This is a genomic window from Aeromonas piscicola (assembly GCF_000820005.1).
Taxonomy (GTDB): domain Bacteria; phylum Pseudomonadota; class Gammaproteobacteria; order Enterobacterales; family Aeromonadaceae; genus Aeromonas; species Aeromonas piscicola.
In genome coordinates, this window is sequence record NZ_CDBL01000052.1 from 382,377 (window position 1) to 406,743 (window position 24,367).

The window sequence follows — 24,367 nt, forward strand, 5'->3', positions numbered from 1 at the left end:
GAGAAACCCTTTCCCGCCTGTCTGGAGGAGCGCAAGCTGTTGATCCCAGGGCGCCGTACCGCCATGGGCCGCCAGCTGACCCAGTGGTTCGAGCAGCAGGGCATATCCCCCAGCATCCTTGGGGAGTTCGACGATGCGGCCCTGATGAAGGCCTTCGGTTTCTTCAATCAGGGCATCTTTATGGCCCCCACCATCTATCGGGAGGAGATCCTGGAAGGGGAAGAGGTGATGCTGATCGGGGAGACCCAGGATCTGATGGAGGAGTATTACGTCATCTTCGCCGAGCGCATGATCCAGCATCCGGCGGTGAAACGGGTGTGCGAGAGCGATTTCTCCTTCCTGTTCGCGGGGCAGGAGGACTTCACCACGATTCAACCGGCAACCCTGTCATTTTAAATCGGCGGGTCACAGAGTATGATTCTTGCCTCGGACGAGAGGGGATGAGATGCAACTGGAAGAGATGGAGGCGAATGCGAGCCGGGCTGTGGCGCTGCTCAAGGCTCTGGCCAACGAACGACGACTGTTTATTCTGTGCCAGCTGCAGGATCGGGAACTGTCGGTGGGGGAACTCAACGAGGTGCTCGGATTGAGCCAGTCAGCCCTGTCACAGCACTTGGCCGTGCTTCGGCGGGATGAGTTGGTGGAGACGCGAAAAGAGGCCCAGACGGTCTACTATTCGCTGCGCAGCCATGAGGTGCGCGAAATGATTGCCCTGCTGCACAAGCTTTACTGCAGCGCAGATAAATAAAAACCGGCACTGAGGCCGGTTTTTTTAGCTTTATACAGCCGAAGCTGATTAAGCCATAGCTTTGATCTGGGCAGACAGGCGGCTCTTGTGACGAGCAGCTTTGTTCTTGTGGATCAGGCCTTTGGTAGCCATGCGATCCATGATCGGCTGAGCGGTAGCAAAAGCAGCAACGGCAGCAGCTTTGTCGCCAGAAGCGATGGCAGCAATTACTTTCTTCAGATAGGTACGGGTCATTGAACGACGGCTGGCGTTGTGTTGACGACGTTTCTCTGACTGAATCGCGCGCTTCTTAGCAGATTTGATATTAGCCAAGGTAAAACTCCTAAAACTGTCTTAGCGAGTGTATTGAAAAGGCCCGGAAATATGCCTTCTCAACCACATATTGTCAAATGATTTGTGCAAATAAACACCGCCCCCCGGTGGTGTGTCTGTTGGGAGGCGGTTAAACTGTCGGCCGATTCTACCAGCATTCTTTCCATTCTGACAGTTCCAGAGGCTTCGTCTTGAGTAAGAAATTGATCAAATCCGGCATGATTGTGTCCGCAATGACGCTGGCGTCCCGTGTGATGGGCTTGGTTCGCGATGTGGTTATCGCCAATCTGCTCGGCGCCGGGGTGGCCGCAGACGTCTTCTTCTTTGCCAACCGCATTCCCAACTTTCTGCGCCGGCTGTTCGCCGAAGGTGCCTTCAACCAGGCGTTTGTTCCCGTGATGACGGAGTACAAGAAAAAGGGCGATGAGCGTGAGGTGCGCGAATTGCTGGCCGCGGTGGCGGGTACGCTCGGTGGCATAGTCACCGTGGTCACCCTGCTCGGGGTGCTGGGCTCGGGCGTGTTGACGGCCCTGTTCGGCTGGGGCTGGTTCTGGGACTGGTTGCATGGCGGGCCGGCGGCCGAGAAGTTCGAGCTGGCCAGCCTGATGCTCAAAATCACCTTCCCCTATCTCTGGTTCATCACCTTCACCGCCATGGCGGGAGCCATACTCAATACCTTTGGCCGCTTTGCCGTCTCCTCGTTTACGCCTGTGTTTCTCAACCTCACCATGATAGCGGCGGCCTGGTGGATAGCGCCCTTGATGGAGCGGCCAGAGATAGCCCTCGCCATCGGTGTCTTCCTCGGCGGTCTGGTGCAGTTCCTGTTCCAGTATCCCTTCCTGCGCCAGATCAACATGCTGGTGTGGCCCAAGTGGGGTTGGCATCATCCCGGGGTGATCAAGATCCGCACCCTGATGATTCCGGCGCTGTTTGGCGTCTCGGTCAGCCAGATCAACTTGCTGATCAACACCATGCTCGCCTCCTTCCTCGCCACCGGCGCCATCAGCTATCTCTATTACTCGGATCGCCTGCTGGAGTTCCCCCTCGGCCTGTTTGCGGTGGCCATCAGTACCGTGATCCTGCCTGCGCTGGCCAAAAAGCATGTGGATGCGGACCCGGCCGACTTCTCCCGCACCATGGACTGGGGGGTGCGCATGGTGATGCTGCTCGGCCTGCCGGCCATGGTGGGCATAGCCGTGTTGCGCGAGCCCATACTGCGAGTGCTCTTCATGCGTGGCGAGTTCGGCATGCACGAGGTGGCCATGTCCAGTGCCAGCCTGCTGGCCTCCACCACAGGCCTGCTCTCCCTGATGCTGATCAAGGTACTGGCACCGGGCTACTATGCCCGCCAGGACACCCGGACCCCGGTGCGGATCGGGGTGATGTCCATGGTTGCCAACATGGTGTGCAACCTCATCTTCATCTTCCCTCTCGGCTATGTGGGGCTGGCGCTGTCGACCGCCTGTTCGGGCACCTTGAATGCGGCCTTGCTGTTCAAGGGCTTGTATCAGCAGTCGGTCTACCGTCCGTCCCGCAATACCGGGCTGTTCTGCCTCAAGCTGCTGGTGGCGACCGTGCTGATGGGGGGGCTGCTTGGCTACCTGTCGCCGGATCTCGCTCAATGGGGCGCCTGGGGCATGGGCAAGGCCAGCATGCAGCTGACCATGTTGCTCTGTCTGGGTGGGGCCGTGTATGGCGTCATACTGCTGGCGTTGGGCATTCGACCAAGACACCTGAGATCGGGTCAGTAGCCGGAGTGACCCTGCTGCACCATACGGGATTGCCTCGGCGGGCAGGGGATCTGGGCAAGATGCCTGAAATCGGGCCATGAGGGCTGACCCTGCCTGCTGGCTGATATATAATCCGCCGATTTCCATGGCAGCAACGCACAAGGCACTGATGGAGCTTATTCGCGGTATTCACAATATCAAGCCCCGTCACCGGGGGTGTGTATTGACCATAGGCAACTTTGATGGGGTCCATCAGGGTCACCATGCTGTGCTGGCACGCCTGCAGGAAAAAGCCGTCCAACTCGGTCTGCCCGCCTGCGTCATGCTGTTCGAGCCCCAGCCCCTTGAGCTGTTTGCCGGGGCTGCAGCGCCTGCCCGCCTCAGTCGGCTGCGGGAGAAGTACGAGGCGCTCAGGGGCATGCAGCTCGATCGCATGCTCTGCGTGCGTTTCAACCATCGCTTCGCCGAGCAGTCCGCCGTTACCTTCATCGAGCAACTGCTGGTGGAGAAACTAGGCGTGCACTATCTGGTGGTGGGAGATGATTTTCGCTTCGGCAAGGGGCGGGAAGGGGACTTCCAGCTGCTGGAGGCGGCGGGGCAGCGCTTCGGTTTCGAGGTGATCAGCACCCAGAGTTTCCAGCTATCCCGCCAGCGGGTCAGCAGCACCCTGGTGCGCGAGGCCCTCAAAGCCGGTCGGATGGCGGAGGTGGAGCTGATGCTCGGCCGCCCCTATACCATCAGCGGTCGGGTGGCCCACGGTGACAAGTTGGGCCGCACCATAGGTTTTCCCACCGCCAATCTGGCGCTCAAACGCCAGGTGATCCCGGTCGGTGGCGTGTTCGCGGTGGAAGTGGTATGTTCCGGCAAGACCTTCCCCGGTGTCGCCAATGTGGGTGTACGGCCGACCTTGAGCGGTACACAAGCCAGATTGGAAGTACATCTATTTGATTTTTCTGGCGATCTATATGGTCAACAGGTCAAGGTGCTGCTTCGCCACAAGCTGCGCGAAGAGCAGAAGTTTGCCTCTTTCACCGCCTTGAAAGAGCAGATCGAACGAGATGCCCTGGCGGCCCGAGCCTGGTTCGGGCTGCCACTACTCAATTTACCCAGCACTCTTTTAGAAAAGAAGGGAACCCAGGACTGATGAGCGACTATAAACATACCCTGAATCTTCCGGAAACCGAGTTTCCGATGCGTGGCGATCTGGCCAAACGCGAACCCAACATGCTGAAACGTTGGTACGATCAGGATCTTTACGGCGCCATTCGCCGCGCCAAAGCGGGCAAGCCCTCCTTTATTCTGCATGATGGCCCTCCCTACGCGAACGGCAGCATTCACATCGGTCACTCGGTCAACAAGATCCTGAAAGATGTCATCATCAAGTCCAAGGGCCTCTCCGGCTTCGATTCTCCCTATGTGCCCGGCTGGGATTGCCACGGTCTGCCCATAGAGCTGAAAGTGGAAGGCATGGTTGGCAAGCCGGGCGAGAAGGTTTCCGCCGCCGAGTTCCGCGCCGAGTGCCGCAAATATGCCAAGACCCAGATCGAAGCGCAGAAGACCGACTTCATCCGTCTGGGGGTGCTGGGTGACTGGGAACATCCCTACCTGACCATGGATTTTGGCACCGAAGCCAACATCATTCGCTCCATGGCCAAGATCGTCGAAAACGGCCACCTGCACAAAGGCTCCAAGCCGGTGCACTGGTGTACCGACTGTGGTTCTGCGCTGGCTGAAGCCGAAGTTGAGTACTACGACAAGAACTCCCCCTCCATCGATGTGCGTTTCAAGGCCGTTGACGAGGCTGCCGTTGCCGCCAAGTTTGACTGCCCCGAAGGCCACACCGGCAAGGGCCCGCTCTCTGTGGTGATCTGGACTACCACCCCCTGGACCCTGCCGGCCAACCGCGGCGTCGCCATGCACGCCGATCTGGACTATGCCCTGGTGCAGGTGGATGGCGAGCATCCGGAGCGCCTGATCCTGGCGGCCGAGCTGGTCAAGGACGTGATGGACCGTGCCGGTATCGAGCAGTTCCACAACCTGGGTTATGCCAAGGGCGCCGCGCTCGAGCTGCTGCGCTTCAACCACCCCTTCTACAGCTTCGACGTGCCGGTTGTACTGGGTGATCACGTCACGCTGGATGCCGGTACCGGCGCCGTTCACACCGCCCCTGGTCACGGTCAGGAAGACTTTGTGGTCGGTCAGAAGTACGGTCTGGAAGTGGCCAACCCGGTTGGCAGCAACGGCGTTTACCTGCCGGATACCGAACTGTTTGCCGGCCAGCACGTGTTCAAGGCCAATGCGGCCGTGGTCGAGGTACTGAACGAACGTGGCGCCCTGCTGCACCACATGGTGTTCAATCACTCCTACCCGCACTGCTGGCGTCACAAGACCCCGATCATCTTCCGTGCCACCCCGCAGTGGTTCATCAGCATGGAGCAGAAGGGTCTGCGCAAGCGCGCGCTGGAAGAGATTGAGCGCATCGAGAAAGATGGAATTGCCCTACATGGCCAGAGCGGCTGGGTACCTGCTTGGGGTAAAAATCGCATTCAGGCCATGGTCGAGAACCGTCCTGACTGGTGTATCTCCCGTCAGCGTACTTGGGGCGTGCCTATCTCCCTGTTCGTTCACAAGGAGACTCAGCAACTGCACCCGGAATCCGTGCGCCTGATGCATGAAGTGGCCAAGCGGGTCGAGCAGGCCGGCATCCAGGCCTGGTGGGATCTGGACAAGGCCGAGCTGCTGGGTAGCGACGCCGACATGTACGACAAGGTGCCCGACACCCTGGACGTCTGGTTTGACTCAGGCTCAACTCACTCCTCAGTGGTCGATGCTCGTCCCGAGTTCAACGGTCACTCCGCCGACCTCTATCTGGAAGGTTCCGACCAGCACCGTGGCTGGTTCATGTCCTCCCTGATGATCGGCGTGGCCATGAAAGACAAGGCTCCCTACAACCAGGTGCTGACTCACGGCTTCACCGTGGATGGTCAGGGGCGCAAGATGTCAAAGTCCATCGGCAACGTGGTTAGCCCGCAAGACGTGATGAACAAGCTGGGTGCCGACATCCTGCGTCTGTGGGTCGCCAGTACCGATTACACCGGCGAGATGACGGTCTCCGACGAGATCCTCAAGCGCTCCGCCGATGCCTATCGCCGCATCCGCAACACAGCCCGTTTCCTGCTGGCCAACCTGAACGGCTTCAATCCGGCAACCGACATGGTGGCTCCGGCTGACATGGTGGTGGTGGATCGCTGGGCAGTGGGTCGTGCCAAGGCGGTACAAGCCGAGATAGTGGCGGCATTCGATGAGTACAACTTCCACGGCGTGACCCAGAAGTTGATGCAGTTCTGCTCCATCGAGATGGGCTCCTTCTATCTGGATGTCATCAAGGATCGTCAGTACACCGCCAAGGCAGACAGCCTGGCTCGTCGCTCCTGCCAGACTGCGCTCTATCACATCGTGGAGGCCATGGTGCGCTGGATGGCGCCGATCATGAGCTTTACCGCCGATGAAATCTGGGCCCTGCTGCCGGGTGAGCGCAGCGAGTTTGTGTTCACCGAGGAGTGGTATGACGGCCTGTTCAGGCTGGATGCTGGCGAGCAGATGGGTGATGCCTTCTGGGCCGAGATCCTGACCGTGCGTGGTGAAGTGAACAAGGCGCTGGAAGCGGCCCGTGGTGAGAAGCGCATCGGCGGCTCCCTGCAGGCCGAACTGACCCTGTTCGCCAAGCCTGCCCTGGCCGAGCGTCTGAATGCCCTGGCTGACGAGCTGCGCTTCGTGCTGCTCACCTCCAAGGCCAAGGTCGTGGTGGTTGACAGCGCACCGGAAGGTTCCGTTGCGACGGAGCGTGATGACCTCTGGCTGAGCGTGGCCCAGTCCGCCGCCGCCAAGTGCGACCGCTGCTGGCACCATGTGGAAGATGTGGGCACCATAGCCGGTCACGAAGAAATCTGTGGCCGCTGCGTCACCAACGTCGAGGGTGACGGCGAAACACGTCAATTTGCCTGATGAACATGACTCATAACAAGAGCGGCCTGCGTTGGCTGTGGCTGGCGGTGCTGGCATTCGTACTGGACCAGGCGAGCAAGCTCGCCGTGGTCAAGCTGCTGCCGTTTGGCTATCCGGGGGTGGAGATCACCCCCTTCTTCAATCTGGTGCATGTCTACAACAAGGGCGCTGCGTTCAGCTTCCTGGCCGATCAGGGGGGCTGGCAGCGCTGGTTCTTCGCGGTGCTGGCGTTTGCCATCTGCGGGCTGCTGATCCACTGGCTGCGCAAGCAGTCGGTCACCCAACGCTGGAGTGGCATCGCCTACTCCCTGATCATCGGCGGTGCCCTTGGCAACGTGTTTGATCGGCTGGTGCTGGGCCACGTGGTCGATTTCCTCGACTTCTACTGGCAGCGTTCCCATTGGCCGGCGTTCAACCTGGCCGACAGCTTCATCTTCATCGGTGCCGCCATGATAGTGCTGGAAGGCTTCCGTTCCGAGAAGAAGAAGGAGGAGGTGGCATGAGTCAGCCTATCGCCACCGGGATTACGGCCAACAGCAGCGTGCTGTTTCATTTCGCCATCAAGCTGGAGGATGGCTCCGTTGCTGACAGCACAGCGCTGCACGGCAAACCGGCCCGTCTGCGGATGGGAGATGGCAGCCTGACCAACACCTTCGAGCAGTGCTTGCTGGGCCTGCAACAGGGTGATGCCAAGAGCTTCACCCTGGCGCCGGAGCAGGCGTTCGGCCTCGCCAATCCCGACAACATCTACCATCTGGACAGAGCCAAGTTCGGCGCCGATGTGGAGCCCAAGGTCGGCACCATCATACTGTTCGACCAGCCCAATGGCAGCGAGCTGCCCGGCATCATACGGGCGGTGGAAGGCATGTCGGTGACGGTCGATTTCAACCATCCCCTGGCCGGTCATACAGTCACCTTCGAGGTGGAGATCCTGGGCGTTGATGACGAGGAAGAGGTGCACTAATGGATATTCTGCTCGCCAACCCTCGGGGTTTCTGCGCCGGTGTTGATCGTGCCATCAGCATAGTCGAGAGCGCGCTGGAGAAGTTCGGTGCTCCCATCTATGTCCGTCACGAAGTGGTGCACAACCGCTATGTGGTGAACAAGCTGAAAGAGGCGGGGGCCGTGTTCGTCGAGGAGCTGGACGAGGTGCCGGACGACAGTATCGTCATCTTCTCCGCCCACGGCGTGGCCAAGACGGTGCGCGAGATGGCCAAATCCCGCGCCCTCAAGGTATTCGATGCCACCTGCCCGCTGGTGACCAAGGTACACATGGAAGTCCATCGCGCCAGTCGCAAGGGCTCCGAAGCCGTGCTGATCGGTCACGCCGGTCACCCCGAGGTGATCGGCACCATGGGCCAGTACGAGAACCGCGAAGGCGGCATGTATCTGGTGGAGACGCCAGACGATGTGGCCAGGCTCAAGGTGAAGAATCCGGATGATCTCTGCTTCGTCACCCAGACTACCCTGAGTGTCGATGAGACTTCGGACGTCATCGATGCCCTGCGCAAGCAGTTCCCCAAGATCCAGGGGCCACGCAAGGACGATATCTGCTACGCCACCCAGAACCGCCAGGATGCGGTGCGGGAGATGGCAGGGCTGGTGGATGCCATGCTGGTGGTCGGGTCACGCAACTCTTCCAACTCCAACCGTCTGCGCGAGCTGGCCGAGAAGGTGGGGGCTCGCGCCTACCTGATCGACGACGCCTCCATGATCGAAACCGGCTGGCTGGAGGGGGTCGAGCGCATCGGGGTCACGGCCGGCGCCTCGGCACCGGACGTACTGGTGCAGAACGTCATCGCCCGCCTGCGTGAGTTGGGCGGCAATATGGTCGTCGAGCACCCGGGTCGCGAAGAGAACGTGGTGTTTGAAGTACCGCCCGAGCTTAGAATTATTTGAGTGCAGCCAGGAAGGCTTAAGAATAAAGTATGATGATATTGACGCCGAGTTTGTCGTGGTGACAGGCTCGGCGTTAAACTTGTAACGCGGTCAATCACCAAGGATGGGATATGATTGGGTTCTTTCGAGGCTTTTCTCTTATTGAGCTGATGATTGTCGTCGCTATAGTCGCGATTCTTGGCACCATCGCTTACCCCTCTTATCAGCAGTACCTGCTGACCAGTCACCGTGTTGATGCCAAAAAGATGTTGCTGGACGCTGCCAACCGGCAGGAAACCTACTTTATGGATTTCAACCAGTATGCCTCTTCAGCGGCTGCTCTCAATATTTCCGAGAACTCTGATTCCGGATTTTACCATCTGGTCATTTCTGCAGCCAACAACACTTATACCGTGTCTGCAACGGCCTCTGGTGCCCAGGGCTCAGATAAGGACTGCATCATTTTCTCCATCGATCAGAATGGTACGAAAAGCGCGCAGAACATCAGTAACAGTGCCAACAGTGATTGCTGGGACTAGCTTATGATTCCACATACGGCCCCACCCAGAACCGGATTCAGTCTGCTGGAAGTGATGATAGCCGCTGTGGTGCTCTCATTTGGCTTGCTGGGCTTGGTCGCTTTGCAGACTACCTCGAAATTTTCTGGCTATGAGGCTCGACAAAGAACAATAGCCAGTTGGCTAGCCACTGATATCGTAGAACGAGCAAGGATAAATCGTTCCGTCTGGGAGTTGCAGAGTACACAAGCCTGGATGGTAAGTGCAGGATCAGCCATTAATAAACCCAATTGCGGCAATGTGGATGGTACCATGGTTAGTTGTAGTCAAAGCGACCTATTTACATTGGATATGTTCAATTGGCAGCAGTCATTATTGGGTGTCGGTGTATCAGGATCCTCGTCTTCAATGCAAAACCCTTTGGGTTGTATTATTCGTGGAAATAATAACGCAATGACAGTGGTATTAACATGGCAAGGTCGAGAGGCATTATCAGATGGTACCTCCGCCATCTCTAACAATGTTCGCAATCTATGTGGTTTTGGTAATATCATGATTCAGTCTCGGCATTATTACATGTTAGAGACCACACTATGAACACCAGAGGATTTACACTCGTTGAATGGTTGATTGCCATGGTTATTGGGATCTTTCTGTTGGGTGGTGTTTTGAGTGTGTTTGTTGCGTCTCGGGCAACGACAGAAGATGTATTCGATCAGAGTGAGTTGCAGGAAAATGGCCGTTTAGCTATGCGTCTTGTTACTCAGGATCTGCGTTGGGCTGGTTTTTGGGGCGATTATACTGGCATGCCTATGCAGAGAGATGTCGGTGTCAGTTTGAGCACTGGTGCCGTTGTTTCTACTACCAGTGATTGTATCGATGAGAGAGGGGAGGGAAGTCTTCCTTCTGCCGCGACGGTCACTCGTGCACTTTGGGTGGGGCGGGTTGATGCCAGTAAAAGCATGAGTGGTTTTTCATGTATTACCGCAGCCTCACGGATCGCTAACTCAGATGTTATCAGTATCAAACGATTAATCGGACAACCCTTAGTGAGCGGCTTTGATACCAATCGATTTTACATGGCCACAACGACTCAAGCTGCCTATATATTTCGTGGGAATGAAGCTGCTCCGACGGAGGCTGCGATGCCAACTCGGCAAATATGGGAGTATCAACATTATATTTATTATCTTGCACTTGGTACAACAGGTATTCCAGAGCTACGCAAGAGGATATTGACTGCAAATGGCGGTTCTTTTTTGATCACGGGGCCAATGGCAGAAGGTATTGAATATATAGTTGTTTTGTATGGTGTAGACACAACCCTTGTACAAGATGGTCAGATTGATAAGTATGTTGGAACTGCCAATGTATCGGCACAAGAATGGAATGAGGGGCGAGTTATCTCTGCCAGGATATTCATTTTGGTGCGTTCTCTACAGGCCTCTAGAAAATATAAAAACAACAATACATATCAAGTAGGTAATGTATCAGTTTCTGGGGGGAATGATGGCTTTCGCCGACTACTGTTGGAAAGTAGTGTAGCTATTCGTAATCCGGCGGTGATCGCGGGAGGCGGAAAATGAAGTCTATAGATGGAATTGCATTGATTGTAGCATTGGTTATTTTAGTACCATTAACACTCATTGCTGTCGTTGTAATGCAATCTAGCGGTATTGACTTAAGAATGGCAGGGGCTTCTGCCAGCATTCAGCAGGCAGAGCATCAAGTAGAAGGGGTTATTGAGAATGCGTTGCAGCAGAATGGCCTATCTACTCGCATTTCAACAATGGGTGCCAGTGCAGCCTTGAGCGTATCCGGCAACAATATTGCTACAACTGTGAATATGACGCGGCGGGCGGAAACAGTATGCAAGCGTAAATTTAATGCCAGTAGTCAGAATGTGATCCCCTCCTGCCGTTATATAGAGATGCAGGCAGGTGTTAATTATGGGAAGAATTCCCGTCCTTTGAGTTGGACAGCAGGTATTGAGCAACCATTGCTCAAATCTGAATAAGGAGCATAGGCTATGCTTAAATATATATTCACATTATTATTTTTTTGCCTGATAGCGGTCATGCCGGCTATAGCAACAAATAGTTACTCTGATGATACTGAACTTTTTATCTATGACTTCTCAAAGGCCGGTGATTTCAGGCCAAAGATACTTATTATTTTTGATAACTCTGGTAGTATGAGTGAAACGATGGAGGTAGTGAAAGAGGAGTATAACCCTCTGACAAGTTATGCTGCATTAAACAGTGATCCTGATACTGCCAATACTAAAAAATATATATATTACTCTACGGATGGTACTGTCCCTGATATTTCTAGTAAGAAACGATTTTCTGATAAAATAAATGCCTGCGCTTCATCAAAAACTCCACTGAGTAATATAGGGTATTTTCAATCTCAGGTTTGGAGTTATTTATTTTCAAGTTTTAACAATAGTGGTGTGCCACGGCAGGGCTCTTGGGTTTCAGTTTCCCCTTATGTAGAGAGTCAAATGTATTTGGTTGACTGCAAACAGGACATTACAGCTAGAAATACAGCAAACCCATTTACTGGGACTTTACCAGTAGGAAGTGTTACCACTGGCTACCCTGTAAATAAAACAGCCAATAACTCAGGCACTTGGTACTATACTGCCAATCTTGCCAATGCAGCTTCTGGTAGCAATACTAGCGTGACGCTTTACTCTGCTAACTATATTCGCTGGTATTATGGCCCTACAGGTTATAGTGTTCAATCACGCTTGAAAATTGCCAAAGATGCGGTAAAGGGAATCATTTCTTCAACTCCTGGCGTCGATTTTGGATTGGCTGTATATAACTACAATGATAGTAATGGTGGCAAAAATGGTGGGCGTGTAGTTAGACGGATACTAAGTAATGATGAAGATATGGGGGGAGGGGTTACAGCTGAGAAAAATTTATTGTCAACAATAGATAGTCTCGGCGCTGAAACAAACACTCCATTATGTGAAACATTGTATGAAGCATATCGTTTCTTTGGTGGTCAGAGCGTTTTTTACGGTGATGATGATGGTTCACGTACGCCAGCAAGAGATACGTTAGCGGAGAATCCTGTAGGAATTTATAAATCACCTTATGACAAGTGCTCTAATAATGGATATGTTATTTATATTACTGATGGTGAACCAACACAAGATACAGCAGCAAATACATTAGTCCAGGGTCTTATAAATACTCTTGGTAGTGACGAAAAAGCGGCTTATGGTACGACGGTTGGTTATGGTTCAAGTGGGAGTAAAAGCTATTTAGCTGCTCTTGCTGGGTATATGAAACACAAGGATGTTAATAGTGGTTCGCCCGGCGTGCAAACTGTTACTACTTTTACTGTAGGGTTTGGTGATGATGCAGTCAGCGGAGCTGGGAATCTGTTGGCTGAGACAGCTAGACGTGGTGGTGGGACTTATTATCCTGCGACAGATTCAACTGCATTAACTCAGGCTCTGAAATCATCTTTATTAGCGATTTTACGGATTAATACGTCTCTAGTTTCTCCAGCTATTGCAACTAATAATTTTGATCGTACACGTAGCCTGAACAATATCTACTATGCCATGTTCGAGCCTGATTCTGGCCCGCGTTGGAAAGGTAATCTCAAAAAACTTATATTTTCAAATAAAGGATATGTTGTAGATGTCAATGATCTACCCGCAATAAAAACTGATGGGACAATTACTGATAGTGCTCAAACCTATTGGTCAGATGAACGTGATGGGAATGTTGTGGTTAAAGGTGGGGCGCAAGCTATGTTGGCAGATAAACCCTCAAGGAGTTTATATGTTATCAATGGTTCCCAAGTGAGGCTTGACGCTCTTAATCGAACTAGTCTGGAAAGTATTGCAGGCAGTGCCTCTTCACTGAATACTCATCTCCAAGTGGCTGACTCAACAGAGGCAGACACATTGATTAACTGGACTCGTGGGGTTGATGTTGACGATGAGGATTTTGATACGACGACGACGACTCGCCGTTTTATTCTTGGTGATCCGTTGCACTCCCGGCCACTTGTTATTAACTATGGTCCACCCTCTGGTAATGTAAATGACAGCCCAGATTTGAGAATTCTTATGGGAACCAATGCTGGTTTCTTACATATGTTCAAAGACTCAGGAGTTAGTATTGATGAAAGCTGGGCCGTCATTCCATATGAATTCATGGCAAATCAACAAGCTCTTAGAAAAAATGTGGAATCGTCAAGCCACATCTATGGAGTTGATTCGTCACCTGTCGCCTTAATTAAGGATGCGAATAAAAATGGTGTTATTAAGTCTTCTGAGGGGGACTTTGCTTGGCTGTTTATGGGATTACGAGGAGGAGGGAAAAGTTACTACGCTTTCAATATATCAAACCCAGATGTGCCAACGTTGAAGTGGAGCATTAATAGTCAGAGTGCTGGTTTTAGCCAGTTAGGGCAAACTTGGTCGGTACCAGAAGTTGCTTTTGTTCCCGGTATTACTGATCCTGTTCTGATCTTTGCTGGGGGTTATGATCTTAACAAGAGCAGTATTGGCTTGGGAGTGAGTGATGGTTCGGGTGCAGGCATATATATGGTAAATGCCAACACTGGCGCTTTGATTTTCAGTGTAACTCCTTCTTCGGGCTCCACGATCAATCTGAGCATGCCCGCGATGGCAGATAGCATGCCTGGCACTGTTGCTACGTTGGATAGTGATGGTGATGGAAAAATAGATAGAATTTATGCTGGAGATACTGGTGGTAATATCTGGCGGGTAGATCTTCCTTCTGCCAACAAGGCTGACTGGAGTGCTTTCAAGTTTGCTAGTTTAGGTTCTGATTCTGTACAGAGTGCAGATCGCCGCTTTTTTACTCAACCAGTCATTGTGCGTACCCTCAATAAGGAAGTGACCCGAACGATAGTAAATGGGATGGATCAATATACTTATAAGGAACGCCCATTTGATGCCGTACTGATTGGTAGTGGAGATCGCAACAGGCCATCCTCTGAGTCTACTGTTCAGAATGCTTATTTCATGCTGAGAGATTATAATGTTGTTGCCAAAGATTATAAAACTAATACCCCAACTGCATTAGTAATTTCTGATCTCTATGATGTGACCAGTGATCCTTTTGTTGGCAAGACCACTGATTATGAAATATTAAATGTGAGAGCTGCAATAACTATTAAAAAGGGATGGATTTACTGGTTAAATGAATCTGGAGAGAAATCCATGGGCGCTGGTGTTGTATTGCAAGGGAAGCTTTACTTTACTTCATTCTTACCTCAGGTTCAGTCATTTCAAGAGTGTACTATCCAATCGATAGGTGCCATGCGTCAATATATGATTGATATGCATTATGGCACTACATTTAGGTATATTGTCGACCAAGATGGAAATGAAACCCCAGTTCGTTATGTAGAGGTTAACAATAAAGTCGCAGACGACCTTGTTGTTCATGCTGGTGATGACTCTAAAGTGCGTATTATTGGTGGTGCTCCGGGCGAAGAGGTTATCCTCAAGGATGAAGGTAATGGTGAGCCCGAGCGTTGTACCGCTGAGGGGGAATGTTCTCAAGGTGCTGATGAGGCTGAAATGGACATGGCACCCAAGAAAATATATTTATATGAAGGAGTACAGTAATGAACGCTTTATATGGATTGTTATTACTTCTTTTATCCTTCTCGGTCATGGCCACTGATATAAAGTGCTATGTAGAACTGGATAATGGGCAGAAGGTGGTTTTGCAGAGTTCTGTGGAAGGCAGCAATCAATCGGAGATTTATAAGCACTTTCAAAAGAAAGGTTTTGAATATAATGGTCAGATAAGCAAGGTAAAGGAGATCTTGGAATGTGTGGCTGTAAGTAGTCCATTTAGCTTGGATGCGGCGTTACACCAAGAAAAAATTCAGCCTCGTTAGTGTTCATGGGCATAGATTAGCTTGAGGTGAGCTGGTGCTACGCCCTGATTGGGCGGTGACAAGATTTATCTGAGGTTGTCCTGTTTCACATAGGGAAAGGGTGGCGTTGGTGCCGATGCTGGTGCCATCCAAACTGTAAGTTGTGGAAATTCTGTTTGCTGTCGCAGTGATCCCATCAGCCAACTGTTGGCTACGTGATAGTAGTGTTTCTCCAGAATTAAGTTCATTGTTGTTATTACTGTCTATGAAGACGAGATAGTAGGCTGGATTATTTTGCACACATTTATTTGATGCATCGGCTAAACAAGCGGTTACCATTTGCTGATTGTCAATCGCTTGGGATCGAGCAAACCTCATATGCTTTAACAGCATTTGTGATTGAAATGACAGGCTATTGTCACTGAGCAGACTTTTGAGGGATGGGATACCTATCCCAAGAAGAATAACCAGTAATGAAATCGTGATCATCAGTTCTAGCAGGGTAAATCCGTTATTTTTCATATGAACCTGAATATGTAGTTCCATGACTCTCTACAGCTTATCTCCCCCGTGGGCTGCTGTCACACTGAACTCCTGACTTGAACTGGCAGATTGCCCCCCTTTTCTTTATCATTCCCCATCATTTTCGATTTTAAGATGCATCGCCATGGCAAAAGCCCTCTCTCTGATGCTTGCCCAGTTGAATCTGACGGTAGGCGCCATCGAAGATAACTGTGACAAGGTGCTGGCTGCAGCCGCCCAGGCCGAGCAGCAAAGTGCTGATCTGCTGGTGTGCTCCGAGCTGGCCCTGACCGGCTACCCGCCGGAGGATCTGCTGCTGCGTGCCGATCTGATGATCCGGGTCGATGCTGTGCTGGCTCGTATCGCGGCCTGGCAGGGCAACTGTGCCATTCTGGTGGGTCACCCCTGGCGTGAGGGGGCTTCGCTCTATAATGCGGCCTCTCTCTATGAGCAGGGCAAGCTGATCGCCCGTTACTTCAAGCAGGATCTGCCCAACTACGGGGTATTTGACGAGAAGCGCTACTTCACCGCAGGCACTGATAGCTGCGTGGTGCCCTTCCGTGGCCATCAGCTGGGATTGCTCATCTGCGAAGACCTGTGGCAACCGGGCCCGGCGCTGGCCGCCAAGGCCGCAGGCGCCGAGCTGCTGCTCACCATCAATGCCTCGCCCTACGATCAGGAGAAACCCTGGATCCGCCATGAGTTGATGACGACCCGCTGTCACCAGACAGGTTTGCCGCTGGTCTATCTCAACCAGGTGTGCGGCCAGGACGAGCTGATCTTCGACGGTTGTTCCAAGGTGTTCGACGGTCGAGGCGAGCTGACACACAAGCTGGCCCCCTTCGACGAAGAGCTTGCCCTGGTGCGTTTTGCCGCCGGGCAGCCGCTGAAAGAACGGGAGCCTGCCGCGTCGCTCGACCCCTTGGCCGAGACCTATCAGGCACTGGTGCTGGCGGTACGTGATTACATCACCAAAAACGGTTTCCAGGGCGCCGTGCTGGGTCTGTCCGGCGGTATTGATTCCGCCCTGACCCTGGCCATAGCGGCCGACGCCATCGGGGCGGACAAGGTGCAGGCGGTGATGATGCCGTTCCGTTATACGGCCCAGATGAGTGTGGAGGATGCCAAGGAGCAGGCCGAGCGGATGGGGGTCGAGTTCGACATCATCTCCATCGAGCCCATGTTCGAAGGTTTCATGAACCAGCTGGCGCCGCTGTTTGCCGGAACCGCCCGGGATACCACGGAAGAGAACCTGCAGGCTCGCTGTCGCGGCGTGCTCTTGATGGCGCTCTCCAACAAGCGTCGTCGCATAGTGCTGACCACCGGCAACAAGAGCGAGATGGCCGTGGGCTATGCCACCCTGTATGGTGACATGGCGGGCGGTTTCGACGTGCTGAAAGATGTGCCCAAGACGCTGGTCTTCAAATTGTGCGAATATCGCAACTCGGTAGATTACGTGATCCCGCAGCGGGTCATCGACCGTCCCCCTTCGGCAGAGCTGGCGCCAGACCAGGTGGACCAGGACAGCCTGCCCCCCTACGACATCCTGGATGCCATCCTCAAGCGCTACGTTGAAGAGGATGCCTCGGTCGCCGATCTGGTGGCAGAGGGATTCGAGGAGGCCGTGGTACGCAAGGTGATCCGCTTGGTGGATCTCAACGAATACAAGCGCCGTCAGGCCGCCGTCGGGCCCCGAATCACGGCCCGCAATTTTGGTAAGGATCGCCGTTACCCCATCACATCCGGGTTTGGCAAACAGAACTGGTAAGGAGTCACCATGAAGAAGATTGAAGCCATCATCAAACCGTTCAAGCTGGACGATGTACGCGAGGCCCTGGCCGAGATCGGCATCAACGGCATGACGGTATCCGAAGTCAAAGGCTTCGGCCGCCAGAAGGGCCATACCGAGCTCTATCGCGGTGCCGAATACATGGTGGATTTCCTGCCGAAGGTAAAGGTGGAGCTGGTGGTGCAGGACGAGGACCTCGATGCCTGCCTGGAAGCCATCCAGAACACAGCCCGCACCGGCAAGATAGGTGACGGCAAGATTTTCGTCTGCGAGGTGGAACGTGTCATTCGTATTCGTACCGGCGAAGAGAACGAAGACGCGATTTGATGTGATGCATGTGCCTCGTAACGCTCAAGAGAACGAAGATGCAACACGGCTGATGTCATGGATGCGCCTCGCTGCGGTGGCCGGCCTGCTGGCTGGCCTGACCGCATGTAGTACCCGGCCGCCGGCCCAGCCGGAAAATCTGTGCCAGATCTTTAGGGAAAAACCCGAGTGGCACAAGGCGGCACTCAAGATGAACGAGAAGTGGGGCACACCGATCCAGGTGGTGATGGCCATGATGTATCAGGAGTCCTCCTTCGTGCATGACGCCCAGCCGCCGATGGGGTACTTCCTCTTCATCCCGACCGGGCGGGCCAGTTCCGCTTATGGTTATGCCCAGGTGAAAGATGAAACCTGGGACGATTACCAGCGGGAAACCGGCAACGGCTGGAGCAGCCGCGACGACTTTGCCGACGCCATCGATTTCATGGGCTGGTACACTAACAAGGCCCAGCGGCTGAACGGCACCTCCAAGTGGGATGCCTATGGCCAGTATCTCAACTATCACGAAGGGTGGGGTGGCTACCGGCGTGGCAGCTACCGCAGCAAGGGGTGGTTGATGAAGACCTCCCGCAAGGTAGAGGCTCGCGCCCAGCGCTACGGCGCCCAGTATCGACAATGCAAGGATCAGCTCTCCAGCGGGGGCTGGTTCTGGTAACCAAATCAGGAGTCAGAAATGCCGTTATTGGACAGTTTTACCGTTGACCACACCCGCATGGAAGCCCCTGCGGTACGCGTGGCCAAGACAATGCAGACCCCGAACAAGGACACCATTACCGTGTTCGATCTGCGTTTTTGCGTGCCGAACCAGGAGATCCTCTCCGAGCGCGGCATCCACACCCTCGAGCACCTGTTTGCCGGTTTCATGCGTGATCACCTGAACGGCAACGGAGTGGAGATCATCGACATCTCCCCCATGGGTTGCCGTACCGGCTTCTACATGAGCCTGATCGGCGCACCGGACGAGGCCCGTGTCGGCGCCGCCTGGCAAGCGGCCATGAGCGACGTGCTGACCGTGCAGGATCAGGCCAAGATCCCCGAGTTGAACGAATACCAGTGTGGCACTTTCAGCATGCACTCGCTGGAAGAGGCCCATGCTATCGCCCGTCACGTGCTGGAGCGCGGCATTGGCGTCAACCATAACGACGAGCTGGCCCTGCCGGAAGAGAAGCTGAAAAGCCTCTAAGTTTGACGTTGCAACGATGAAAAAGGCCGGTCATTGACCGGCCTTTTTGTTGTTTTGAAGGATCAGGAGGGCAGTGGCATAACGCGGTTGCGGCCCAGATCCTTGGCCTTGTAGAGCAGCTTGTCGGTACGTTCGACCAGGGCGTCACCCGTCTCCTGGCCATTGTACTCGCCCACCCCGAACGAGGCCGTGATGTGGTCGATGCGGCGGCCGGACTTGCGATCCAGAATGGACATCTTCTCGATGGCCCGACGCAGACTTTCTGCCATCTGGCGGCTCAGGGCCAGACTGCGCATGGGCACCAGCAGGGCAAACTCCTCGCCTCCGAGCCGGTAGGCTGTGACGCCCTCCTTGCAGGTTTCCCGCAGTCGCTTGCTGAAGGCGCGCAATACCTGATCCCCCAGCAGGTGGCCATATTCGTCGTTGAAGTTTTTGAAACGGTCTATGTCCGACAAAATGAGAGAGAAGGGCCGCTTGCTGCGGATCAGACCGTCTATCTCCAGATCGAAGGCGCGTCGGTTGAGCAGGGAGGTGAGGGCATCCTCGTTGGCTAGCTTGCGAGTCTCATTCAGGGCCTCTCTCAGCTCCTTGATCTCCTTCTCGGCGCTGCTGAGCTGATTGCGAAAATGCATGGTCGACATGCGAACATCCCGCGACTCGCGTACCAGATCCCGCAAGATACCCATGGTATCCTCCAGGCTCAGTCCCTCATCGTCGATGAGGCTCAGCCGATCGAAGCTCTTGTCGAGCATCTCCTGGAACATGCCAGTGTCGGAGATGGCGTCCTGCATGGTATGGCCGAGCTCGTTGGCCATGGCGGCCAGATTGAGTTTCATCGTCTCCATCTGCTGCTCGTCCTGGGCGGCGAGATGCTGGTGATAGAGCCGTTCGCAGGTGATGAGAGAACAGGTGCCCTGCAGCTTGATGGCCTGATCGATGGCCTGATTGAGCTCGGGCATACTGGCGGCCACATAGTTATACCAAAGGGTATAATTATCCGGCGTTGTGGGAATTTGATACTTGATCATCAGGGGAACCGCCTGCTTCAGATAGGCGGCGGATTGGGCGAACGAGTCCTTGCTCATGAGTTCCGTGTCTCATCATGCCTGCAAACTTTGCATAGTATGACAGAGAGATTGGCCAAAAGGCAGCCGATGGATGCCATTAGCTCCCCCCTTCGATATAATGTCTGCGTTATTACCTACCCTAAGGCCTGCTTATGTCTCAAAAAGATCCTTTCCTCCAACGCGAGGCCGAAAAATACGAAAACCCCATCGCCAGTCGCGAGATGCTGCTGGAGCTCATCAAGGGCCATGAAAAACCCATGTCCCGGGAAGAGCTGGCCAAGGCTCTCAAGCTGACCGACGAAGAGCCGTTGGAAGCCTTGCGCCGTCGTCTGCGCGCCATGGAGCGTGATGGGCAACTGGTATTCACTCGCAACCAATGTTATGCCCTGCCGGATCGTCTGAATCTGGTGAAAGGGTATGTACTCGGCCACAAAGATGGTTTCGGTTTTCTGCGCCCGGAAGGTGGTGGACCGGATCTCTATTTGAACAACCGCGAGATGCAGCGCCTGATGCATGGCGACTACGTGCTGGTGCAGCCGACCGAGATTGACCGCAAGGGTCGTCAGGAAGCGCGTCTGGTGCGTCTGCTCAAGTCCCGCGAGGCGGATATCGTCGGCCGTTACTTCGTCGAGAACGGCGTCGGCTTCGTGGTGCCGGATGACAGCCGCATCGGCCAGGACATCATCATTCCCGAAGGGGAAAACAAAGGCGCCCGCCAGAGCCAGGTAGTGGTCGTACGCATCAATCAGCGTGCCACCTCCCGCATCAATGCGGTCGGTACCGTGCTGGACGTACTGGGCGAGAACATGGCGCCGGGCATGGAGATCGAAATCGCTCTGCGTACCCACGGCATCCCGCATACCTGGCCGGAAGAGGTGACCAAGGAGGTTGCCGGTCTGGGCGAACAGGTACCGGAGAAGGCCAAAGAGGGTCGTATCGACCTGCGAGCCTTGCCGTTGGTCACCATAGACGGGGAAGATGCTCGTGACTTCGATGATGCCGTCTTCTGTGAAGCCAAGCGCGGTGGCGGCTGGCGCTTGTGGGTGGCCATCGCGGATGTCTCCTCCTATGTGAAGCCCGGCACAGCGCTGGATGCCGAAGCGTATCAGCGTGGCAACTCCGTTTATTTCCCCGAGTTCGTGGTGCCCATGCTGCCGGAGGTGCTCTCCAACGGCCTCTGCTCCCTGAACCCGCAGGTCGACCGTCTGTGCATGGTATGCGAGATGACCATCTCAGCAGCCGGCCGTATGTCCGGTTACAAGTTCTACGAAGCCGTGATGAACTCCCACGCGCGCATGACCTACAGCAAGGTGGCTGCGATCCTGGATGGCGAGCCCAAGCTGCGTCAGCAGTACGAGCCGCTGGTGGGCCACATCGAGGAGCTCAACAACCTCTACAAGGCGCTCAAGCACGCCCGTCACCAGCGTGGTGCCGTGGAATTCGAGAGCGAAGAGACCCGCTTCATCTTCAACGCCCAGCGCAAGATCGACCAGATAGTGCCGCTGGTGCGTAACGATGCCCACAAGATTATCGAAGAGTGCATGATCCAGGCGAACGTGGCCGCGGCCCGTTACATCGAGAAGAACGAAGCCTTTGCCCTGTTCCGGGTGCACGACCGTCCGGGCGAAGAGCGTCTGACCGGTTTCCGTGACTTCCTGGCCGAACTGGGTCTGGAGCTCAAGGGGGGCCTCGAGCCAGAGCCGAAAGACTTTGCCGAGCTGGCCGCCAAGTTTGAAGGGCGTCCGGATGCGGAGCTGCTCTCCACCATGCTGCTGCGCTCCATGCGTCAGGCCGTTTATCAGGCCGACAACATAGGTCACTTCGGTCTGGCCCTGAAGTCCTATGCGCACTTCACCTCGCCGATCCGTCGTTACCCCGACCTGATATTGCACCGCGCCATCAAGTACCAGACGGCCAAGGAGCAGCAAGGCAATCTGCGCCACAAGTGGACTCCGAGCGGTGGTTACCACTACCAGCTGGAAGAAGTGGATCCCATGGGCGAGCACTGCTCCATGACAGAGCGCCGTGCCGACGATGCGACCCGCGACGTGGCCGACTGGCTCAAGTGCGAGTACATGCTGGATCACGTGGGTGACGAGTTTGACGGCGTCATCGCCAGCGTCACCGGTTTTGGTTTCTTCGTCCGTCTGGCGGAGATCCACATCGACGGTCTGGTGCACGTCAGCACCCTCACCAATGACTACTACCAGTTTGATCCCCTGCACATGCAGCTGATCGGCGAGAACTTCCGCCGTCGCTACCGTCTGGGCGACAAGGTACGCGTCAAGGTGATGGGCGTGAACCTGGACGATCGCAAGATCGACTTCGTGATGGTGGAAGCGCCACTCACCGGCAAGGATGGCAAAGAGGTGGTGCGCAAGCCTGCCAAGGGTGGCCAGCGTCACGATAAACGCAAAGAGGGCAAGGATACCGGCAAATCCGACAAGGGTGGCCGCGCCAAGCCCAGCAACAGACGACCGAGCAAAAAGGCTCGTGATAAGGTCAAGAGCACGAAATGAGTACTGAACTGATCTACGGCATTCACGCTGTATCCGCGCTGCTTGAGCGCACCCCGGAGCGTTTCATCGAAGTGTGGGCCCTCAAGGGCCGGGATGACGACCGGCTGCAACCCCTGCTGACCGAGCTTGAATCCCTCGGTCTCAAGGTGCAGAGCGTGAACCGCAAGACGCTCGATGACAAAGCCGAAGGCAACAATCACCAGGGCATCATGGCCAAGGTGATAGAGGCGCCCAAGCTGGCCGAGCACGATCTGGCCAGCCTGCTGGACAGCCTGGCCGAGCAAAAGGCTCAGCCCTTCCTGCTGGTGCTGGACGGGGTGACTGATCCGCACAACCTGGGTGCCTGCCTGCGCAGCGCCGATGCGGCCGGGGTCCATGCGGTGATAGTGCCGCGGGACAAGGCCAGCGGCCTGACCTCGGTGGTGCGCAAGGTCGCCTGTGGTGCCGCCGAAGTGGTGCCGCTGATCCAGGTCACCAACCTGGCGCGCAGCCTGCGCGAGTTGCAGGAGCGCGGCATCTGGCTGGTCGGCACCGCCGGTGAGGCAGATCACGACCTCTATCAGGCCAAGCTGACCGGCCCCATGGCACTGGTCATGGGCGCCGAAGGCAAGGGCATGCGCCGCCTGACTCGCGAGCATTGCGACGAACTGGTGAGCATCCCCATGGCCGGGGCCGTCTCCAGCCTCAACGTCTCGGTGGCAACGGGCGTCTGCCTGTTCGAAGCCGTGCGTCAGCGTCGTGCCTGAGGCGAACGGGATGGACAGACCCCCGTTTAGCCGGGATCAGGTCATGAATGAGCAGGAGGCCACGCGCCTCCTCTCTTTTGCCCGCCCATTGGCCCTGAGCCCTCGTTCCTGCCTCTGGCATGCCGGTGACCAGCCCGATCTGCTGGTCAAGGTGGAGCAGGGGCTGCTGCGAGCCAAGGTGGTGCTGGCGGATGGGCGCGAGTACATCAAGGAGTTCTATTGGGAGGGGGACGAGTTTATCGACTTCCACCATCTGCTCAGTGGTGAACCCGCCCGCTACAGCGTGGAGGCGCTGGAGCCATGCCGCCTGCAACTCTTCAACCTGAGCGATTTGCGTCAGCTCCCTTGCTGGTCCGCCTGGTATCACCACTTGTTGGCGGTACAGTTGCGTATCAAGGAAGAGAAAGAGTTGCTGCTGTTGACCGAGAGCCCCCAGGCCCGTTATCAGCACTTCCTGCAATGTTTCCCCGAGCTGGATGCCAGGGTGCCGGATCACCAGATAGCCGCTTATCTGGGCATCACCCCCATCAGCCTGAGCCGCATTCGCAAACGGCTGAAGGATCTTAACAAAGGTTAATGCCAGCCCGTTGCTGGCTGGCTATGCTGCCTTTCTCATCATGAGCAAGGAATCCCCATGAACTGGTCCCTCAAGTCTTTTGAACAACTTGACGTCAACGAACTGTATGAACTGCTCACCCTGAGATCCCGAGTCTTCGTGGTGGAGCAGACCTGCGTCTTCCTCGATCTGGACGGGGTCGACAAGCGTCCCGATGTGCAGCACTTGCTCGGTTGGCAGGATGGCGTGCTGGTGGCCTACGCCAGACTGATGGCGCCCGGCGTGGCCAAGGCGAATCAGGTGGTGATCGGCCGGGTGGTGACGGCGCCCGAGGCCAGAGGCGACGGTCTGGGTCACCAGTTGATGCAGCAGGCGCTGCTGGAATGCGAACAACTGTGGCCCAAGGTCAGCATCTATCTGGGCGCTCAGGCGCACCTGCAGGGTTTCTATGGTCGTCATGGCTTCACCGCCGTGGGCGAACCCTATCTGGAAGATGACATTCCCCACATCGGCATGACCTCCTCTTAATATCTTTTAGGCATAACAATGAAATTATTATGTCTTGAGGTAGTAAAGAA

The 24,367-nt window shown here is 55.1% G+C and carries 25 protein-coding genes; 22 read left to right on the forward strand and 3 right to left on the reverse strand.

Features of this window, described 5'->3' with window-relative positions:
- Both BN1128_RS12405 and BN1128_RS12410 read left to right on the forward strand, forming a co-directional pair.
- Positions 1-396, forward strand: a 396-nt coding sequence (locus BN1128_RS12405) for a LysR substrate-binding domain-containing protein (protein ID WP_042869366.1), incomplete at its 5' end; no start/stop codon positions are given.
- A 49-nt stretch (positions 397-445) separates the two neighbouring features.
- A complete protein-coding gene (locus BN1128_RS12410) occupies positions 446-748 on the forward strand; it encodes an ArsR/SmtB family transcription factor (protein WP_042869139.1) in 303 nt (100 codons plus the stop codon).
- 48 nt (positions 749-796) lie between these two features.
- Here the strand turns inward: BN1128_RS12410 and rpsT are convergent, their stop codons facing one another.
- A complete protein-coding gene (gene rpsT / locus BN1128_RS12415; protein ID WP_005892298.1) occupies positions 797-1,060 on the reverse strand; it encodes a 30S ribosomal protein S20 in 264 nt (87 codons plus the stop codon).
- Positions 1,061-1,251: 191 nt separating this feature from the next.
- On the opposite strand from rpsT, the gene murJ reads away from it, so the two are divergent.
- The 12 genes from murJ to BN1128_RS12475 all read left to right on the forward strand — a co-directional run bounded on the left by murJ (position 1,252) and on the right by BN1128_RS12475 (position 15,101).
- Positions 1,252-2,811, forward strand: coding sequence for a murein biosynthesis integral membrane protein MurJ (murJ, locus tag BN1128_RS12420; protein ID WP_042869142.1), 1,560 nt, complete (start codon positions 1,252-1,254; stop codon positions 2,809-2,811).
- Positions 2,812-2,959: 148 nt separating this feature from the next.
- Positions 2,960-3,934, forward strand: coding sequence for a bifunctional riboflavin kinase/FAD synthetase (ribF, locus tag BN1128_RS12425; protein WP_042869144.1), 975 nt, complete (start codon positions 2,960-2,962; stop codon positions 3,932-3,934).
- On the forward strand, positions 3,934-6,795 hold the full coding sequence (ileS, locus tag BN1128_RS12430; RefSeq protein WP_042869145.1) for an isoleucine--tRNA ligase: 2,862 nt from the start codon (positions 3,934-3,936) through the stop codon (positions 6,793-6,795). Before ribF ends, ileS begins: the two co-directional genes overlap by 1 nt.
- Positions 6,795-7,298 (forward strand): signal peptidase II, encoded by a 504-nt coding sequence (gene lspA / locus BN1128_RS12435; protein ID WP_042869148.1) that lies wholly within the window; start codon positions 6,795-6,797, stop codon positions 7,296-7,298. The genes ileS and lspA overlap by 1 nt, the downstream gene beginning before the upstream one ends.
- Positions 7,299-7,306: 8 nt before the next feature.
- Positions 7,307-7,759, forward strand: a complete 453-nt coding sequence (gene fkpB, locus BN1128_RS12440) for an FKBP-type peptidyl-prolyl cis-trans isomerase (RefSeq protein WP_209428566.1) — start codon at positions 7,307-7,309, stop codon at positions 7,757-7,759.
- The gene (gene ispH / locus BN1128_RS12445) at positions 7,759-8,694 is read left to right on the forward strand and encodes a 4-hydroxy-3-methylbut-2-enyl diphosphate reductase (protein ID WP_042869153.1); all 936 of its coding nucleotides are present in this window, start codon (positions 7,759-7,761) and stop codon (positions 8,692-8,694) included. The genes fkpB and ispH overlap by 1 nt, the downstream gene beginning before the upstream one ends.
- Positions 8,695-8,804: 110 nt before the next feature.
- Entirely contained in the window at positions 8,805-9,212 is a 408-nt protein-coding gene (gene tppA, locus BN1128_RS12450; RefSeq protein ID WP_042869155.1) for a type IVa pilus pseudopilin TppA, read from the forward strand.
- 3 nt (positions 9,213-9,215) lie between these two features.
- Entirely contained in the window at positions 9,216-9,788 is a 573-nt protein-coding gene (gene pilV, locus BN1128_RS12455) for a type IV pilus modification protein PilV (protein WP_042869157.1), read from the forward strand.
- Entirely contained in the window at positions 9,785-10,777 is a 993-nt protein-coding gene (locus BN1128_RS12460) for a PilW family protein (RefSeq protein WP_082030406.1), read from the forward strand. The genes pilV and BN1128_RS12460 overlap by 4 nt, the downstream gene beginning before the upstream one ends.
- Positions 10,774-11,208 carry a pilus assembly PilX family protein gene (locus tag BN1128_RS12465; protein ID WP_042869159.1) on the forward strand — a complete coding sequence of 145 codons (435 nt, stop codon included), beginning with the start codon at positions 10,774-10,776 and terminating at the stop codon, positions 11,206-11,208. Before BN1128_RS12460 ends, BN1128_RS12465 begins: the two co-directional genes overlap by 4 nt.
- A gap of 12 nt (positions 11,209-11,220) precedes the next feature.
- Positions 11,221-14,823 carry a pilus assembly protein gene (locus BN1128_RS12470; RefSeq protein WP_042869161.1) on the forward strand — a complete coding sequence of 1,201 codons (3,603 nt, stop codon included), beginning with the start codon at positions 11,221-11,223 and terminating at the stop codon, positions 14,821-14,823.
- Positions 14,823-15,101, forward strand: coding sequence for a TapY2 family type IVa secretion system protein (locus BN1128_RS12475; RefSeq protein ID WP_042869163.1), 279 nt, complete (start codon positions 14,823-14,825; stop codon positions 15,099-15,101). The genes BN1128_RS12470 and BN1128_RS12475 overlap by 1 nt, the downstream gene beginning before the upstream one ends.
- A gap of 3 nt (positions 15,102-15,104) precedes the next feature.
- On the opposite strand, the gene BN1128_RS24660 is transcribed toward BN1128_RS12475, so the two are convergent.
- Positions 15,105-15,626: a GspH/FimT family pseudopilin gene (locus tag BN1128_RS24660; protein WP_244464586.1), complete on the reverse strand. Its 522-nt coding sequence runs from the start codon at positions 15,624-15,626 to the stop codon at positions 15,105-15,107.
- Between the two features lie 121 nt (positions 15,627-15,747).
- On the opposite strand from BN1128_RS24660, the gene BN1128_RS12480 reads away from it, so the two are divergent.
- From BN1128_RS12480 to luxS, 4 genes are all read left to right on the forward strand, one after another.
- On the forward strand, positions 15,748-17,370 hold the full coding sequence (locus tag BN1128_RS12480) for an NAD+ synthase (RefSeq protein WP_042869165.1): 1,623 nt from the start codon (positions 15,748-15,750) through the stop codon (positions 17,368-17,370).
- 9 nt (positions 17,371-17,379) lie between these two features.
- Complete coding sequence (glnB, locus tag BN1128_RS12485) at positions 17,380-17,718, forward strand: nitrogen regulatory protein P-II (protein WP_005308848.1); 339 nt, start codon at positions 17,380-17,382, stop codon at positions 17,716-17,718.
- Between the two features lie 61 nt (positions 17,719-17,779).
- Positions 17,780-18,373 (forward strand): transglycosylase SLT domain-containing protein, encoded by a 594-nt coding sequence (locus BN1128_RS12490; RefSeq protein ID WP_276203889.1) that lies wholly within the window; start codon positions 17,780-17,782, stop codon positions 18,371-18,373.
- A gap of 18 nt (positions 18,374-18,391) precedes the next feature.
- Positions 18,392-18,901 carry an S-ribosylhomocysteine lyase gene (gene luxS / locus BN1128_RS12495; protein ID WP_042869168.1) on the forward strand — a complete coding sequence of 170 codons (510 nt, stop codon included), beginning with the start codon at positions 18,392-18,394 and terminating at the stop codon, positions 18,899-18,901.
- A gap of 62 nt (positions 18,902-18,963) precedes the next feature.
- Here the strand turns inward: luxS and BN1128_RS12500 are convergent, their stop codons facing one another.
- Positions 18,964-19,986: a GGDEF domain-containing protein gene (locus tag BN1128_RS12500; protein ID WP_042869170.1), complete on the reverse strand. Its 1,023-nt coding sequence runs from the start codon at positions 19,984-19,986 to the stop codon at positions 18,964-18,966.
- A gap of 134 nt (positions 19,987-20,120) precedes the next feature.
- Here BN1128_RS12500 and rnr point away from each other — a divergent pair, with 134 nt between their 5' ends.
- Genes rnr through BN1128_RS12520 form a run of 4 tightly spaced genes read left to right on the forward strand, consistent with a single transcriptional unit; the run spans position 20,121 to position 24,317 of the window.
- Positions 20,121-22,487, forward strand: a complete 2,367-nt coding sequence (rnr, locus tag BN1128_RS12505) for a ribonuclease R (protein WP_042869173.1) — start codon at positions 20,121-20,123, stop codon at positions 22,485-22,487.
- Positions 22,484-23,233 (forward strand): 23S rRNA (guanosine(2251)-2'-O)-methyltransferase RlmB, encoded by a 750-nt coding sequence (gene rlmB / locus BN1128_RS12510; RefSeq protein WP_042869175.1) that lies wholly within the window; start codon positions 22,484-22,486, stop codon positions 23,231-23,233. Before rnr ends, rlmB begins: the two co-directional genes overlap by 4 nt.
- Before the next feature lie 10 nt (positions 23,234-23,243).
- Complete coding sequence (locus BN1128_RS12515) at positions 23,244-23,810, forward strand: Crp/Fnr family transcriptional regulator (protein WP_042869177.1); 567 nt, start codon at positions 23,244-23,246, stop codon at positions 23,808-23,810.
- 57 nt (positions 23,811-23,867) lie between these two features.
- Positions 23,868-24,317: a GNAT family N-acetyltransferase gene (locus BN1128_RS12520; RefSeq protein ID WP_042869178.1), complete on the forward strand. Its 450-nt coding sequence runs from the start codon at positions 23,868-23,870 to the stop codon at positions 24,315-24,317.
- The last annotated feature ends 50 nt before the right edge of the window (positions 24,318-24,367 follow it).